16 protein-coding genes are annotated in these 13,782 nt (G+C 68.7%); 2 read left to right on the plus strand and 14 right to left on the minus strand.

Features of this window, described 5'->3' with window-relative positions:
• Positions 1–135: 135 nt before the first annotated feature.
• Positions 136–618 (minus strand): hypothetical protein, encoded by a 483-nt coding sequence (locus RQG82_RS18055; protein ID WP_311260177.1) that lies wholly within the window; start codon positions 616–618, stop codon positions 136–138.
• Complete coding sequence (locus RQG82_RS18060; RefSeq protein ID WP_311260178.1) at positions 615–1,295, minus strand: sigma-70 family RNA polymerase sigma factor; 681 nt, start codon at positions 1,293–1,295, stop codon at positions 615–617. The genes RQG82_RS18055 and RQG82_RS18060 overlap by 4 nt, the downstream gene beginning before the upstream one ends.
• Before the next feature lie 37 nt (positions 1,296–1,332).
• On the opposite strand from RQG82_RS18060, the gene RQG82_RS18065 reads away from it, so the two are divergent.
• Complete coding sequence (locus tag RQG82_RS18065; RefSeq protein ID WP_311260179.1) at positions 1,333–1,551, plus strand: SCO4848 family membrane protein; 219 nt, start codon at positions 1,333–1,335, stop codon at positions 1,549–1,551.
• Between the two features lie 19 nt (positions 1,552–1,570).
• Here RQG82_RS18065 and RQG82_RS18070 read toward each other — a convergent pair whose 3' ends face one another.
• The gene (locus RQG82_RS18070) at positions 1,571–2,029 is read right to left on the minus strand and encodes a GyrI-like domain-containing protein (protein WP_311260180.1); all 459 of its coding nucleotides are present in this window, start codon (positions 2,027–2,029) and stop codon (positions 1,571–1,573) included.
• A 151-nt stretch (positions 2,030–2,180) separates the two neighbouring features.
• Positions 2,181–3,476, minus strand: a complete 1,296-nt coding sequence (locus RQG82_RS18075) for an MFS transporter (RefSeq protein ID WP_311260181.1) — start codon at positions 3,474–3,476, stop codon at positions 2,181–2,183.
• A 75-nt stretch (positions 3,477–3,551) separates the two neighbouring features.
• Here RQG82_RS18075 and RQG82_RS18080 point away from each other — a divergent pair, with 75 nt between their 5' ends.
• Positions 3,552–4,133 carry a helix-turn-helix domain-containing protein gene (locus RQG82_RS18080; RefSeq protein WP_311260182.1) on the plus strand — a complete coding sequence of 194 codons (582 nt, stop codon included), beginning with the start codon at positions 3,552–3,554 and terminating at the stop codon, positions 4,131–4,133.
• A gap of 3 nt (positions 4,134–4,136) precedes the next feature.
• Here the strand turns inward: RQG82_RS18080 and RQG82_RS18085 are convergent, their stop codons facing one another.
• From RQG82_RS18085 to RQG82_RS18130, 10 genes are all read right to left on the minus strand, one after another.
• Positions 4,137–5,276, minus strand: coding sequence for an aromatic acid exporter family protein (locus tag RQG82_RS18085; RefSeq protein ID WP_311260183.1), 1,140 nt, complete (start codon positions 5,274–5,276; stop codon positions 4,137–4,139).
• Positions 5,277–5,434: 158 nt separating this feature from the next.
• Complete coding sequence (locus tag RQG82_RS18090) at positions 5,435–6,121, minus strand: hypothetical protein (RefSeq protein WP_311260184.1); 687 nt, start codon at positions 6,119–6,121, stop codon at positions 5,435–5,437.
• Positions 6,121–7,038, minus strand: coding sequence for an ABC transporter ATP-binding protein (locus tag RQG82_RS18095; RefSeq protein ID WP_311260185.1), 918 nt, complete (start codon positions 7,036–7,038; stop codon positions 6,121–6,123). Before RQG82_RS18095 ends, RQG82_RS18090 begins: the two co-directional genes overlap by 1 nt.
• On the minus strand, positions 7,035–7,451 hold the full coding sequence (locus tag RQG82_RS18100; protein WP_311260186.1) for a GntR family transcriptional regulator: 417 nt from the start codon (positions 7,449–7,451) through the stop codon (positions 7,035–7,037). Before RQG82_RS18100 ends, RQG82_RS18095 begins: the two co-directional genes overlap by 4 nt.
• 434 nt (positions 7,452–7,885) lie before the next feature.
• Positions 7,886–8,596 carry an FCD domain-containing protein gene (locus RQG82_RS18105; protein WP_311260187.1) on the minus strand — a complete coding sequence of 237 codons (711 nt, stop codon included), beginning with the start codon at positions 8,594–8,596 and terminating at the stop codon, positions 7,886–7,888.
• 51 nt (positions 8,597–8,647) lie between these two features.
• Positions 8,648–10,117 (minus strand): APC family permease, encoded by a 1,470-nt coding sequence (locus tag RQG82_RS18110; RefSeq protein WP_311260188.1) that lies wholly within the window; start codon positions 10,115–10,117, stop codon positions 8,648–8,650.
• Positions 10,118–10,163: 46 nt separating this feature from the next.
• Complete coding sequence (locus RQG82_RS18115; protein WP_311260189.1) at positions 10,164–10,943, minus strand: carbon-nitrogen hydrolase family protein; 780 nt, start codon at positions 10,941–10,943, stop codon at positions 10,164–10,166.
• Positions 10,944–11,058: 115 nt separating this feature from the next.
• Complete coding sequence (locus RQG82_RS18120) at positions 11,059–11,859, minus strand: ABC transporter permease subunit (RefSeq protein WP_311260190.1); 801 nt, start codon at positions 11,857–11,859, stop codon at positions 11,059–11,061.
• On the minus strand, positions 11,856–12,884 hold the full coding sequence (locus RQG82_RS18125; protein WP_311260191.1) for an ABC transporter ATP-binding protein: 1,029 nt from the start codon (positions 12,882–12,884) through the stop codon (positions 11,856–11,858). The genes RQG82_RS18120 and RQG82_RS18125 overlap by 4 nt, the downstream gene beginning before the upstream one ends.
• Positions 12,881–13,537 (minus strand): TetR family transcriptional regulator, encoded by a 657-nt coding sequence (locus tag RQG82_RS18130; RefSeq protein ID WP_311260192.1) that lies wholly within the window; start codon positions 13,535–13,537, stop codon positions 12,881–12,883. The genes RQG82_RS18125 and RQG82_RS18130 overlap by 4 nt, the downstream gene beginning before the upstream one ends.
• Positions 13,538–13,782 lie beyond the last annotated feature (245 nt).

The raw sequence follows: 13,782 nt of genomic DNA on the forward strand, positions 1-13,782 counted from the left end.
AGTGTGTGCGGGATGCCCCGCAGTGTGTGCGGGATACCCCGCGTTCCGTGAGGGAGATCCTGCGAGGTGCGGGAGTCGCCTGGCGGTGGTCTGTGCGGGTCGCCCCGCGGTGTGCGCGGGTCATCCCGCGGCGGGTCACAACTCGAACTGCGGGGTAGACACTGTTCGCTCCTGGTCGCCGACCGTGGTGGTGAGGCGCACGAGAGCGAGTCCGTCTGGCACGTCGTCGAACACGAAGCGACCTGTGTCGTTGGCCGTCGTCGTGCGGATGCGCTCGCCCTGCACGAGTTCGATCGCACCCGATGTCGAATCGACCCAGCCGTCGACGCGATGCGCGCCGGTCGCGGTGCGGGTGACGTGCAGCAGGATGCTGGTGGTGCCGTCGCTGAACTGCAGGGTCAATGCGTCGGCGTCGCCGCGCACGGCACCGAGCGGCTCGTCGATGAGGGTGAGCAGCGCGTACTCCTCAAACAGACCCTCGGCCGCGACGGTCGCGATCATGCGATCGATCAGTGCGGCGGGCATCGGGTCGACGCCGCGCCAGAGCGAACGCAGCTGCGCGAACAGCTCGGCATCTTCGTGGTTGTCGCCGCCGTTGGCGCCGTCGTTCTCGCTCATGAGCTGCCGTCCGTTCGTGGTGTCGGTGCGTCGAGCAGGTCGCGCAGCTTCGCGAGGCAGCGCTGACGGGTGGGGCCGATGCTGCCGACGGGCATCGCGAGGTCGGCGGCGAGGCGGGCGTAATCCGGTCGTTCCTCGAAGGCGATCACACGCAGCAGGCGCTGGCATCGATCGGCGAGGCGATGCACCGCGGCCCAGAGGCGGCGGTTCTCGTCTCCGACGGTGGCGTGATGCTCGGCCGACTGCTGCTCAGGAAGCAGCGCGTCGAGAGCATCCGACTCCGTGGTGTCGACTCTGTTGTGAGCCTTGCCGGCCCGCCACGCCTCGCGGCGTGCGGTGGTGGTGAGCCAGGCCGAGACCGCCTTCGGGTCGGTGATCGAGCGGTGTCCCCGAACCAGTTGCAGCCAGGTCGTCTGGATCACGTCTTCGGCCAGGGTGCGCTCGAGTCCGTAGGCCCGCACGACATGCCAGAGCACAGGGGTCATCAGCCGCACGAGGTCGTCCATCGCGCGGCTGTCGCCGTCCCGCCATGCGTCGAAGAATTCGGCGGCTCGCCTCCAGCGGGCCGCGCCGTCGTCCGGTGCAGGATCGAGGCCGGCGCCGTCGGGTGCGCCGTCGATCATGAGTCCCATTGTGATCACATCAGTCAGGAGCACGGCAAGAGCTTGCTGATACATGGACTGGGTATTTTTTCGGAGGGGTTAGCGTGGAGAGGTGATCGTTCTCGCCGTCGTCCTCTTCCTCAACGCCGCGTTCAACGTGCTGGTGTGGCCCCGTTTCTACAAGCGCGTCGCGACCGACCCCCGTGCTCGGGATGCCGACGGCAAGGCCACGACGTTCTTGAAGGTGCACGCCGTGCTGATCGCGATCGCCCTGGTGCTCGCGCTGGTCTCGGTGATCGTCGGCATCGCCGCGCTCGCCGGAGCGCTCTGACGGGGCAGGCCTGAGCCGGTCAGCTCCGGGTGACCGGCTGCTGCAGCTCAGTGATCCAATCTGCCTGATCTTCGGACTCGGACTGCAGGTAGACCTCGCGGCTTGCGCCCTCTGCCGTCGCTCCCTGCGCGGTGATCGCCTGGTTCACCGCGTCCCAGCTGTCGTCGATCGTCTCCATGGTGCCCAGGTGCGTTGCCGTGAACGCCGACTCGACGGCCGGCAGCTCGACGATGACGATCCCGTCGATTGCGGGGCCGTCGTAGACGAACCCGACCGTGATTCGCACCCCGTGCTTGTTCATGTCGTACTCGGCGATGGGGAGTCCCGGCGTCGCCCCTGCATCACGGAGGACGTCGGCCACCCGGTCGAACAGCGGACCCACCACGGCCGCGACCTCGGGCTGCGAGGCGACGGTCTCGGTCAGTGCCGCGAGACGGACGTAGGGGAGTGGCTTCTCGGTGATCTGCATGGCGGACATCGTCGTCTCCTCAGGTCATGTGCGCGTGCCGCCGATCCTACGCAGAGGCGCCGACATCGGCCACCGTCCCGGTCATTCACCTCACGTGAATGCCCGCATCCGGCCTGGATGTGGGTTCACTCGCGCGACTCGAAGTGAGGAGGGGTGCGGCTCAAATCACTTCGTACTGCTTCGCGTGCTCGGCCCAGCGGGATTCGACGGGCAGAGCGCGCAGCGCGCGGTTGCCGAGTGCGAGCGCGACGGCGACGATGCAGAGCGCGGCGCAGACGAGGATCGTCCACTCGCGGCCGATCCACGTGAGGCCGAAACCGGCGATCAACGGCGCGAGCGGCATGGCGCCCATTCCCATCACGCCTGCCGCGCTGTTGGCTCGACCCAGCAGCTCGGTCGGCGTCGCGACCATGAAGTAGCCCATCATGCCCGCGTTGAGCGCCGGAAGCAGCACCACCGAGGCGCCCATCACGACGATGATCGCCCAGGGCTCGGTCACCATTGCGAGCAGCACGGTGCCGACGGCGCCACCCGCGAGGCCGGCGATCGCGAGCACCCCGGTGCGGATGCGGGGCACGAGCAGGGGCGCCACGAGGGCGCCGGCGAGCATGACCGCGCCGACCCCCGCGCCGAGCGAGCCGATCAGCAGCTCCGAGTATCCGGCCTGCTGGAGTGAATACATGACGGTCGTGATCGCTGCGTTGAAGCCGAGGTTGATGATCGTGATGATGACGAGCACGCCGCCGAGGTCCGGCCGCGAGAACAGCCAGGCGAACGCCTCTCGCATCTCGGCCCAGGCGCTCGTCCTGGCCCGCGCGGTCGCGGTCTCGGCCTCCGCCCGCGTGTCCGCGATTCCGGCGCGACGCGCCTCGCGCTGCAGCATCCACGCCGTCACCGCCGCGACGGTGTGGCAGAGCGTCATGACGAGGCCGACCAGCCAGCCGCCGACACCGAGCAGCACTCCACCCAGGGGGCCTCCGGCCAGCTGCAGCGCGGCATCCCGCCCCTGGTTCGCCGCCTGAGCCCTGCCCATCGCGTCGTCGGGCACGATCTCCTTGATCGCGCTCTCGCCGGCCACGTCGAAGAGTCCGCTGCGCGCGGCCAGCAGCACGTTCGCCGCGAGCAGGGTGCCGAAGGTGAGAGCCTCGGCGAGGGCCAGCACCGTGAAGGCCCCAGCCAGCAGGATGCCGATCAGCGAGCCGATGAGCATGAGCAGGATGCGCCGGTGTCGATCGGCGAGGATGCCGCCGGCGAGTGTGAGGACCAGCCGCGCGACCATGCCCGCACTGCCGATGATGCCCGCCTGCGCAGGGTCGTCGGTGACCACCAGGGCGAGCAGCGGGATCGCGAAGGCGAACAGCGTCGCAGCGAGGCCCTTGCTCGTGTCGCTCACGAGCCAGGTCAGGTACCGGGTGTTCCGCCAGAGCCGGTGGGGTTCGGTCACGGTCGTCGTCATGCTGTCGAGAGTAGTTCCGCAAGAGGACTTGCGCAACTACTCTTGCGCAATGATTCGTGCGAGTAGAATCTGACCATGAGCGAGGGCAGTCACGGCGAAGATCCCGTATGGATGACGACGGCCATGCTCAAGGCCTACACGCATCCGCTGCGGCGACAGATCCTTCGACTGCTGGCCCGCCGCGATCACATGCGCGCGGCCGACATCGCCGCCGAGCTCGACGTCGCCGCGAACAGCGTCAGCTTCCACCTGCGCACTCTTGCTGACGCGGGCCTCATCGTCGAGGCGCCGGAACATGCCCGAGATCGTCGCGACCGGGTCTGGGCGCCCGTGAAGGGCGCGATGAGCGTGGGCGACCCCGACCACCCGGTGGCCGACGAGGAGCTCGGCGGTGCCGTCGTGCGCGCCCTGGCCGCCGAGCATCAGGACCTTCTCCAGCGTGTCATCGCGTGGTCGCCCGCTTACTACGGCGGGCGAGCCTCGGGCATCCACGCCGTGTTCCAGCAGCGGACGACCCGGCTCACCGAGGCGGAGTTCACGGGGGTCATGGAGATCTTCGACAAGGCGGTGGCCGAGGCCGAAGCCGCGCATGACGACGATGACGCGGAGGGGCGGTTCTGGCAGATCGACCTCGTCGCCGCTGACGACACGATCTGAGGGCTACGCCCCCTCGTCCTCCGGTTCCTCTTCCGGCTCCTCTTCCGGCTCCCGATGGCCGCTGAGAATGAGGATGCGGCGCAGCTGCATGGCCGCGAGCACGCCGGGGCCCATCGACCGCCGCACATCGATCGTGCGGTCGTCGACGGTCTCGAGCAGCAGCCTGATCGCGCGGGCGGCCTCCCCGCGAGCGCGGTGATCTGCGGGAGTGAGCGGATCCTGCTGCGCGATGACCTCGGCGACCGCGTGGCACGCGGCCGAGAGCGGTTCGGGCAGCGCCGCATCCAGTTCGAGCGCGCCCGGGCGATCCCAGATGGTGTCGGCGGTCTCGTCGGAGATGTCGCGGATCAGGTGCGCGATGCGATCGAGGCGCGCGAGTTCGGCGTGGATGTGCTGCGTCTCTCCGCGGCGCCCGAAAGCGCGCGGGTTGCCTCGCCGGCTGTCGTCGGCGTCAGACAGCGCGGTGCGAAGCTCTGACGTCGTGTCGGCGAGCGATGACGCATCGTCGGCCCACGTCTCGTGCTCCGGGGGCCAGGACTCCGAGACGGCCGATCCGATGTCGTGCAGGTGCTCGCTCAGCTGAGTGCGGAAGGCGTCGACCTTCGCCGCGGCGGCGAGAGTGAGCGGCGCGGGAGCGATCACCAGGTTCACGATGAACCCGACGATCACTCCGACCCCCATCTGCACGAGGTAGCCGAGCGAGTACTCGTCGGCGTTCTGGCCGCCGACGATCAGCACGAACAGGGCGGCCATGGGCACGTATTCGCGTCCGACGCCGAACCAGCCGGTGCCCGAGACCAGCACGCCGACGCCGACCACGACAGGGATCGACCACCACGTCGGGCCGACGGTCAGCACGACGACTGCCGCCAGGGCGATGCCGGTGGCGAGTCCGAGCAGGGTCTGCAGGCCCGACCGCACCGACCCCATCAGTGTCGGATACATGCTGACCAGCGCGCCGAGCGGTGCGTAATACGGGTACTCGTCGGTGACTCCGGGCGTGTGCGGAGCGATCAGCCACGCGAGCCCGACCGCCAGTGCGGTCTTGGCGACGAGCAGCAGCCTGGCAGGGTCGACCGCCTCGCGCAGCGAGCGCACGATGCCAGGGCGGCGCGCGCGCACTCGGGTTCTGATGTTCGTCACGGCATCCTCTCGTCATCCTCCCCGAAGGGATGACGCTAGCCGTTCGGCATCCGTCCTCGCACCTGGTTGCATCCGGCGGTGAGGGCAGGTAGCGGTCGGAACGCGACGACGCCGGCCGCCCCGTGAGGAGCGACCGGCGCCGAGTGATCACCGAGTGATCAGGGGATGGCTCTGCGGAAGGCGAGGAACGATATGCCCGCGAGCACCGCGGTCGCGACGAGGCCCCACAGGGCGAGTCCGAGCGCGCCGGCGTCGAGGATCCCCCGCCACACCTCATCCCACAGCTCGAGTCTCGTGGCGAGGAAGGCGAGTCCGACGAGGATGAGGCCCAGACCGACGCTCGCGATGGTGAGCACGGTGGGCCCCCAGCTCTTGTAGATCGTCGCCCCGGTGAAGCCGACGACGAACAGGAAGAGGGCGAGGGCGAAGTACACGGTGAACGCCCCCAGCGGACCCGCCTCCCACAGCCACGGCAGGTAGAACACGTAGCCGTTGATGCCGTATCCGTTGGTCAGCGTCTCGATGCCGCCGCCGATCAGGAACACGATCCCCAGGAACGCGCTGCCCAGGATCGCCGTGAGCATGGTTCCGAAGAAGAAGTCGCGCCGGGTGATGCTCATGGCCTGCGAGAACGGGAAGGTCAGTGTCATCGCCGAGAGGCCGATGGCGAAGAAGTACCAGAGCGGAGCCTGGCCGCCGCCGCCGTACTTCGGGCCCTCGGTCGGGATCATCGCGTAGATGAGTATCGAGATGACCACCGCGGAGCCGAGGATGATCAGCGGCACCCAGATGAACGTCTGCCGGTTGATCAGCTGCAGGCGGATGACGTTGAGTGTGCGTCGCATCAGCGGACCTCCTCTTTCGCGGCTGAGCCTCTGGTGGCAGAGCCCGCCTCGGCCTTCTGGGTGAGACGCACGATCAGCTGCTGCAGCGACACCGGAGCGAGATCGAGACCGGATGCCGTGACCTCGGCGCGCTCGGCGGCAGACAGCGTGCCGAGCACGGTGACGGAGGCGACTCGGCCGAGGGCCTCCCGGTGCAGCACCTCGCGGTCGGATGCCCACGCGTCGACCTTGGTCGCATCGCCGATCACGGTGACAGCGCGGTCGCGCACGGCATCCGTGTCTTCATTGAGCAGGATCTGCCCGTTGTCGATCACGATGACCTTCTCGATGAGGTTCGACACCTCGTCGATCAGGTGCGACGAAAGGATGATCGTGCGCGGGTGCTCGGCGTAGTCCTCGAGCAGACGGTCGTAGAAGATCTGCCTGGCGACGGCGTCGAGACCCAGGTAGGGCTCGTCGAAGAACGTCAGCTCGGCGCGCGAGGCGAGGCCGATGATGACCCCGACGGCCGAGAGCTGGCCGCGCGAGAGCTTCTTGATCGTCTGCTTCATCGGCAGCTGGAACTGCTCGATCAGCTCGTCGGCGAGATCCTGGCTCCAGTTGCGGAAGAACAGGCTCGCTGCCTTGAATGCGTGACGCGGGTACGCGTCGTCCGGGTACTTCTGGCTCTCGCGCACGAAGCAGATCCGGTTGAGCACGTGGGTGTTCTCGTACGGGTGCTCGCCGAACACGCGCACGGTGCCCGACGACTCGAAGTTCTGCGCGGTCAGGATCGACATGAGCGTGGTCTTGCCCGCCCCGTTGCGACCGAGCAGTCCATAGATCGCGCCGCCCTCGAGGGTGAGCGACACGTTGTCGAGCGCGTTCTTCTCCTTGTAGTGCTTGGTGAGGTTATGCACCTCGATGACGGCGGTCATGCGGGGTTCTTCCCTTCTGTCTGCGATGTCTGTGGTGTCTGCGATGTCTGCGGTTCCTGGGCCGCGCGCTCGCGGAGCAGTGCGGCGAGGTCGTCCGGGCCGAGCCCCAACGTGCGGGCCTCGGTGAGGAGCGGGTCGATGTAGCGGTCGGCGAAGGCGGCGCGGCGCTCGCCGAGGAGCAGGTCTTTCGCGCCGGTGGCGACGAACATGCCGATGCCGCGGCGCTTGTACAGCACTCCCTTTTCGGTGAGCATGGCGACTCCCTTCGCTGCTGTTGCGGGGTTGATCCGGTAGAAGCCGGCGAGCTCGTTCGTCGACGGGGCCTGAGCTTCTTCCGTGAGTGAGCCGTCGAGGATCGAGTCCTCGATCTGCTCGGCGATCTGGAGGAAGAGCGGCTTGCCTTCTTCGATCACGAGTCCTCCGCTGCGGTTAGTGGGTTAGTTACTCGACTAGGTAACCACCTAACCTTGGTCGTGTCAACACCTTTTCGTCCGCGTCGCGGGCCGGGAGCCCGTGCCGGGCCCTGTGCCGGAGTCCGTGCGGGCCTCCGTGCGTGCGGGGTCAGTTCCGCATCCGAAAGGCCGCATTGCGGTGCGAAACTGACCCCGCATGTACGGTGCGGTGCGAAACTGACCCCGGATCGGCGGTGCTGGTGGGGGTTTGGCCCGGCCCGGCCCCGGTCCCCGTCGCGGGCACGGCTTCGGATGCCGAGGCGGGCAGGCCGGTACGAGGGGCTGCACGGCGGTGTGTCGACGGGCACCGTCCGAAGCTGTGTCCGAAACCGTGTCCGAAGTTGTGTCCGGGGCGGCGCGGGGAAGCGCCGAGACGGAAGGGCGGCCGAGGAACGTCAGATGCGCGGTTGTCCGACGTACATCGAGCCGTGCAGTTCGGCGACGTGATCGAACGCCAGGCGACTGGCGGCGGCGGCATCGCCCGAGCGGAGCGCATCGACGAGAAGCGCGTGCTCCTCGTTCGACGCCCGCAGATAGTCGATCCGATACGGGATGAAGTAGGCGTACAGCTCGTGCGTGACGCGGTGGTGCAGCTCGGCGGCACCCGCGGCCCCCGCCATCCCGGCCAGCGCATCGTGGAAGGCGGCGTCGGCCGTGCGGAACCCGGTCCAGTCGGACGTGGTGCGCATCTCGTCGACCAGCTCGTCGAGGCGCGCGAGCGCGCCTTCGTCGGGGGCACTGCTCGCACGCGCCGCGAGGCCGGCTTCGAGCACCGCGCGCTGGTCGATGAGCGCGTGCACGTGTGCGGCGTCGGCGCGGTAGGCGTCGATCTCGACCACCGTGCCGACCACGGGCGCGTCGGCGATGAAGGTGCCGCCCGCATGGCCCGGTCGCCGCACCACGACGCCCTCTGCACTGAGCGCACGATATGCGCGACGCACGGTCATCTCGCTCACCTCGAACGCGCGAGCGGTGTCATCCGTGCCGGGGAGTCGCTGCCCGGGGGCGAGCATGCCGAGCTCGACAGCGAGCGAGATACGGGCGCGGACGGTGTCGACGGCGGTGGTGCGGCGGATCGCACCGAGTGCCGGGGAGGCCAGATCCATCGTTCGCGCTCGTCTCTCAGGTCGGCATCGGTCGCGACCCGGGAGTCCGGATCAGCGCGCCGCGCTCTCCTCCGCGCGGCCCGATGCGGCGGTGCCGTCGACGGTGTCGGCGTCGAGCGAGAACCGCTTGCCCCACACGATACCGACCACCATCGCGATCACGGGGATGAGCGCGAGGGCCGTGCTCACGGCGACGCTGCCGCCGGTGACCAGGGTGAAGTTCGAGAGGACGAGCCACAGGGCGAGCACGAGTCCGATCACCGAGAGCACGGGGAAGACCCGTGCCCTGCCCGCGCGGCCGGCCGCGAGCTCGGGCCGCCGGGCGAAGAACACGAGCACGGCGACCGAGGTCGTGAGCATCAGGAGCACCATGCCGACGGTGGCGACGCCGGCCATGGAGCCGAAGACACCGACGAGGGGATCGAGGCCCAACAGCGCGAGGACGGTCAGGATGATCGCCGCCGTGACGGTCTGCACCAGCGACGAGAACGCCGGGGAGTGGTGGGATGCGTGGCGCTGGCCGAGCCGTGCGGGCAGCACCGACTTCTGGGCGAGCGTGAACTGGTAGCGGGCGATCACGTTGTGGAACGAGAGCACGCAGGCGAACAGGCTGGTGATGAGGAGGACCTGCACGACGTCGCGCATGATCGGGCCGAGGTACTGGGTCGTGGTGTCGAGGAGCATGTTGCCTTCGCCGGCGAGGGTCTGCTGCGCGACGGCCACGGCGTTGCCTGCACCCACTCCCGTCACCAGTGCCCAGCACGAGACGGCGTAGAAGACCCCGATGATGATCACGGCGAGATACGTGGCCCGTGGGATGGTCCGCTCGGGAGACCTCGCCTCGTCGCGGAAGACGGCGGTCGCCTCGAAGCCGATGAAGCCGGTGAGGGCGAACAGCACGGCCACCCCGATGCCTCCGGAGAACACATAGGTCGGGTCGAACGTCTCGAGCGCGATGCCCTCGGCTCCGCCGGTCGCGAAGATCACGACGTCGAGCACGACAACGACCAGGATCTCGAGAGCCAGCGCGACGCCGAGGACCTTGGCGCTGAGGTCGATGTGCCGGTACCCGAGCACCGCGACGATCGCCATCGTCGCGAACGAGTACAGCCACCACGGCAGGCTCGGCCCGCCGAAGAAGGTGACGAGGTCGTCGACCGCCCACCCCATGTAGCCGTAGATGCCGACCTGGATCGCGGTGTACGCGACCAGCGCGGTGAAGGCGGAGCCGAGGCCGAGTCGGGAGCCGAGACCGGCTGTGACGTAGGAGAAGAAGGCGCCGGCCTCTTTGACGAACGGCGTCATGGTGACGAATCCGACCGAGAACACGAGCAGGATGACGGCGGCGAGGGCGAAGCCGATCGGCGCGCCGGGGCCGTTGCCGGCGCCGATCGCGATCGGGACGTTGCCGCCGATCACGGTGAGGGGTGCCGCGGCGGCGATCACCATGAAGACGATGGCGCCGGTGCCGAGCTGGCCGTCGAGGCGCTGGCGTGGCTCGGCGAGGGGGGAGACGGTCATGAGGTCACTTTCGACGGAGCATCCGGGGCGGATGCGGGCGAGGAGTTCAGTACAGGTCGGTGCGACGGTCGGCGAGATACGGGTTCTCACGACGGGCGCGCCGGGTGGTCTCGGGATCGATCGTGGCGATCAGGAGTCCGGTCTCTGCGGGGCCGAGGGCGGCGAGGGTGGTGCCGTCCGGCGAGACGATGCTGCTGCGGCCGACGTAGGTCAGATCGCCTTCGTCGCCGACGCGGTTGATGTAGACGACGTGGATCTGGTTCTCCCACGCGCGCACGGGGATGAGTCGTTCGGCGATGTGGGCGTACGGTTCCATCTGCGCGGTCGGCACGATGACGGCATCCGCCCCGTCGAGCGCCGCTGCGCGCACCGTCTCGGGGAACTCCACGTCGTAGCAGATGAGCACCGACAGGGTCACCCCGTCGAGTTCGAATGTGCTCGGCAGGGTGGAGCCCTGCACGAAGAGGCTGCGGTCGAGGTCGCCGAACAGATGCGTCTTGCGGTACCGGAGCAGCTCGGTGCCGTCGCGGTCGATCACGACCAGCGAGTTCGTGATCCCGCCGTCGGGGTGCTGCTCTGGCAGGCCGGCGATGATGGCGATCCCGGTCTCGACCGCCACGGCCGCGACCCGGTCGACCAGCTCCGGCACCGCGAGGGGCGCGAGTCGGGCGCCGATGTTGTAGCCGGTCACGAACATCTCGGGGGTCACGAGCACACGTGCGCCCTGCGCGACGGCCTGTCGAGCGGCGTCGGCGATGATCGCGAGGTTCGCGTCGACATCGCCGGGGACGCCGTCGTGCTGCAAGCCGGCGATGGTCAGGGTCATGCGGATCTCCCTCGGGTGCGTCGTTGCACCAATCAAACAGATCAATTTGATCTATTCGATGACCATTCTGTGTCGATCGTGTTACCTCCGCAAGGGGCAGTCGGAGCGAGGGGTGTCAGCCACGGAGGTCGCGAGCCCGCAACGCGAGGGCCGAGGCGACGACGAACACGAGCGCCAGGCCCCAGGTCAGAGCGACGCCGCCGAGGTCGACGCCCTCGGAGAGCGGCGGTCGGTGGTAGACCCACGCGTAGGGCGAGAAGGCGTTCAGCCACTCGAGATCCTTCGACTGCTTCGCCAGCGCCTGCAGGATGTAGCCGAGCACGGCGATGCCCCCGCCGACCCCGGTCGCCCAGATGCGCCGGCCGGTCGCCGCGCCGGCCAGCAGGGCGGCGGATGCGGTGAGGAAGGCGAGTCCGGTGAGCGCAGCGCTCGCCCCCACGAGGTTTCCGCCGTCGATGCCGAGGTCGGACGGGCCGTTCAGTGCCCAGACCACGAGCCCCGCGAAGATGCCGAGCCACAGCAGCCTGATCAGCACGGCGAGAGCCGACTCGAGGGCGTACTGGCTGCGGCCGATGCCGTGCGCGAGGTCGAGTTCGGCTCGCCCGCTCTCTTCAGCACCGGCGATGGCCGCGGATCCCCAGATCACCGCCGCGATCGTCAGCAGCAGAAAGCCCATCAGGCCGAAGAACGTGCTCTGCGCGTATCCGGCGCCCGTCGAGATCTGGTCGTATCCGAGAGTGTCGACGAGCTCCTTGGGCAGCGAAGAGATCATCGCCTCGAGCTGACCGTCGCCGCCGAGACTCGAATACAGCGGCAGATAGAGGAACAGCACGGCGGCGATGCCGATGGTCCACCCGAGAAGGCTGCGCCACGACTCGCGCAGGTTGCGCCGGAACACCGGCAGGATGCCGTTCATCGCTGCGCCTTCCTGTCGCGGCGGGTGCGTCTCGTCGGGGGCGCGTCCGTGGGCGGTGCTGCGTCCGTGGGGGCCGCCGCGCTCGGCGGCACGCCCGCGCTCGCCGCAGGGGAGCCGTACAGGCGCAGTACGGACTCTTCGAGGTCGGGCTCTTCGACCGTCAGGTCGCGCACCTCGAACCGGGCGAGCACCTTGATGAACGGGTCGATGGCGCCGTCGACCGTGCCAGACAGCAGCAGGATGCCGTCGGCATCGCGCACCTCGACTCCGGTGAGCCCCGGCACACGGTCGAAGTCGGCGCGGGTGATCGCGGCATCCATCGTCGAGATCTCGGCGCGCACCCGGCGGATCGACCCCAGGCGCAGGGAGGCGACGTCGCCGTCGGCGACGACCCGGCCGTTCGCGAGCACCGCGACCTCGTCGGCGGTCTGCTGGATCTCGCTGAGCACGTGAGAGCTCAGCAGTACGGTCTGCCCTGAGTCCTTCGCCTCGCGCACCATCTGCAGGAACTCGCGCTGCACCAGTGGGTCGAGGCCGCTGGTGGGTTCGTCGAGGATCAGCAGCTCTGGGCGGTGCATGAACGCCTGGATCAGCCCGATCTTCTGCTTGTTGCCCTTCGACAGCGTGCGCACGGGGCGCGACAGGTCGACGCCGAGACGGTCGGCCAGCTCGCGGCCGGTGCGCAGGGTCGCGGTGGCGTCGCGGGATCCGGACACCTGGGCGTAGAACGACAGCATCCGGTGCCCGCTCGATCGACCTTCGAGGTGCAGCTCGCCCGGCACGTAGCCGATGCGACGCCGTAACGCCGCGCCGCCGTGTCTGGGGTCCTCGCCGAGGACGCGGACCGAGCCGGATGACGGGCGGATGACGTCGACGAGTGTGCGCAGCGTCGTCGTCTTGCCGGCGCCGTTGGGTCCGATGAGCCCGAACACGGTGCCTGGGCGCACGTGCAGGTCGAGCTCGTGCAGCGCGATGCGACTGCCGTAGCGCTTGTGCAGGCGTTCGATCTCGATGGTGTCGGTCATGATGCGTCTCCTCCCGGGGTGTGCCCCTCGGCCGCGAGTGCGTCTCGCGCGCCGTCGAGCAGTGCGGTCGTCGAATAGATGCCGTGGGTGAGCAGCTCGAGCGTCGGCAGCGTTGTGCGCAGGAGCCCCGCCGGACTCAGTTGATCCATCCCGAGTGTGCGGGCGATCTGGGCGCGCATCACGACGGGTCCGAGGCCGATCAGCGTCAGCAGCAGGGTCGTCATCTCGGGATCGCTCATCGGTTCGAGCATCCCGGCGTCGCGCTGTTCGGCCAGCACATCGCGAGTGTTGGAGAGGAAGCTGTCGAACAGCCGATCGGCGGCGGGCGAGCCGTCGACCAGCATCCGCGCGAGGTAGTCGATGTAGGGGCCGTAGCGCTCGAGGTCGTGCAGAGCGGTGCGGATGCGGTCGCGGGTGGGCGCCACGATGAGGTCGTGATCCTCGTCGATGAAGACGCCGACGACGTAGTCGTCGCACACCGTGCGCAGGGCGTTCTTGTCGCCGAAGTGATGCACGATCAGCGCGGGGCTGACGCCGGCCTCTCTGGCGATCGCGCGCAGGCTCGCGGCGTCGTACCCATCACGGGCGAAGGCGGCGATGGCGGTATCGCGGATCCGTGCCCGAGCAGTGAGATCATCCGAAGCTGAACGCATGTACAGCAGACTAAACGCGTGTTCAGTGCGTGTCAAGAAGGGCTGAGATCGTCGTGATGCAGCCATGCGGGCAGGGCGTCGGATGGGTCACGAACACTGAGGTTCGACGTATCGGACCGGGGGTGGCGCTTCGCCGGTACTCAATCGACGTGGAAACACTCGAATCCGGCCACGCCTGCTGCGATCGTTGAGACACGCTCGAGCACCCCAACTCGGGCAGAAGCTAGCTAGCTGAGACGCCGCCA

Source organism: Microbacterium sp. WCS2018Hpa-9, from assembly GCF_031843745.1.
In the GTDB taxonomy this organism is placed as follows: Bacteria; Actinomycetota; Actinomycetes; order Actinomycetales; family Microbacteriaceae; genus Microbacterium.

Bases quoted from the DNA above. Each gene is read 5' to 3' on its own strand.
- RQG82_RS18055 (WP_311260177.1), bottom strand. From the start codon at position 618: ATGAGCGAGAACGACGGCGCCAACGGCGGCGACAACCACGAAGATGCC.
- RQG82_RS18060 (WP_311260178.1), bottom strand. From the start codon at position 1,295: ATGTATCAGCAAGCTCTTGCCGTGCTCCTGACTGATGTGATCACAATG.
- RQG82_RS18070 (WP_311260180.1), bottom strand. From the start codon at position 2,029: ATGTCCGCCATGCAGATCACCGAGAAGCCACTCCCCTACGTCCGTCTC.
- RQG82_RS18075 (WP_311260181.1), bottom strand. From the start codon at position 3,476: ATGACGACGACCGTGACCGAACCCCACCGGCTCTGGCGGAACACCCGG.
- RQG82_RS18080 (WP_311260182.1), top strand. From the start codon at position 3,552: ATGAGCGAGGGCAGTCACGGCGAAGATCCCGTATGGATGACGACGGCC.
- RQG82_RS18090 (WP_311260184.1), bottom strand. From the start codon at position 6,121: ATGCGACGCACACTCAACGTCATCCGCCTGCAGCTGATCAACCGGCAG.
- RQG82_RS18095 (WP_311260185.1), bottom strand. From the start codon at position 7,038: ATGACCGCCGTCATCGAGGTGCATAACCTCACCAAGCACTACAAGGAG.
- RQG82_RS18105 (WP_311260187.1), bottom strand. From the start codon at position 8,596: ATGGATCTGGCCTCCCCGGCACTCGGTGCGATCCGCCGCACCACCGCC.
- RQG82_RS18110 (WP_311260188.1), bottom strand. From the start codon at position 10,117: ATGACCGTCTCCCCCCTCGCCGAGCCACGCCAGCGCCTCGACGGCCAG.
- RQG82_RS18115 (WP_311260189.1), bottom strand. From the start codon at position 10,943: ATGACCCTGACCATCGCCGGCTTGCAGCACGACGGCGTCCCCGGCGAT.
- RQG82_RS18120 (WP_311260190.1), bottom strand. From the start codon at position 11,859: ATGAACGGCATCCTGCCGGTGTTCCGGCGCAACCTGCGCGAGTCGTGG.
- RQG82_RS18125 (WP_311260191.1), bottom strand. From the start codon at position 12,884: ATGACCGACACCATCGAGATCGAACGCCTGCACAAGCGCTACGGCAGT.
- RQG82_RS18130 (WP_311260192.1), bottom strand. From the start codon at position 13,537: ATGCGTTCAGCTTCGGATGATCTCACTGCTCGGGCACGGATCCGCGAT.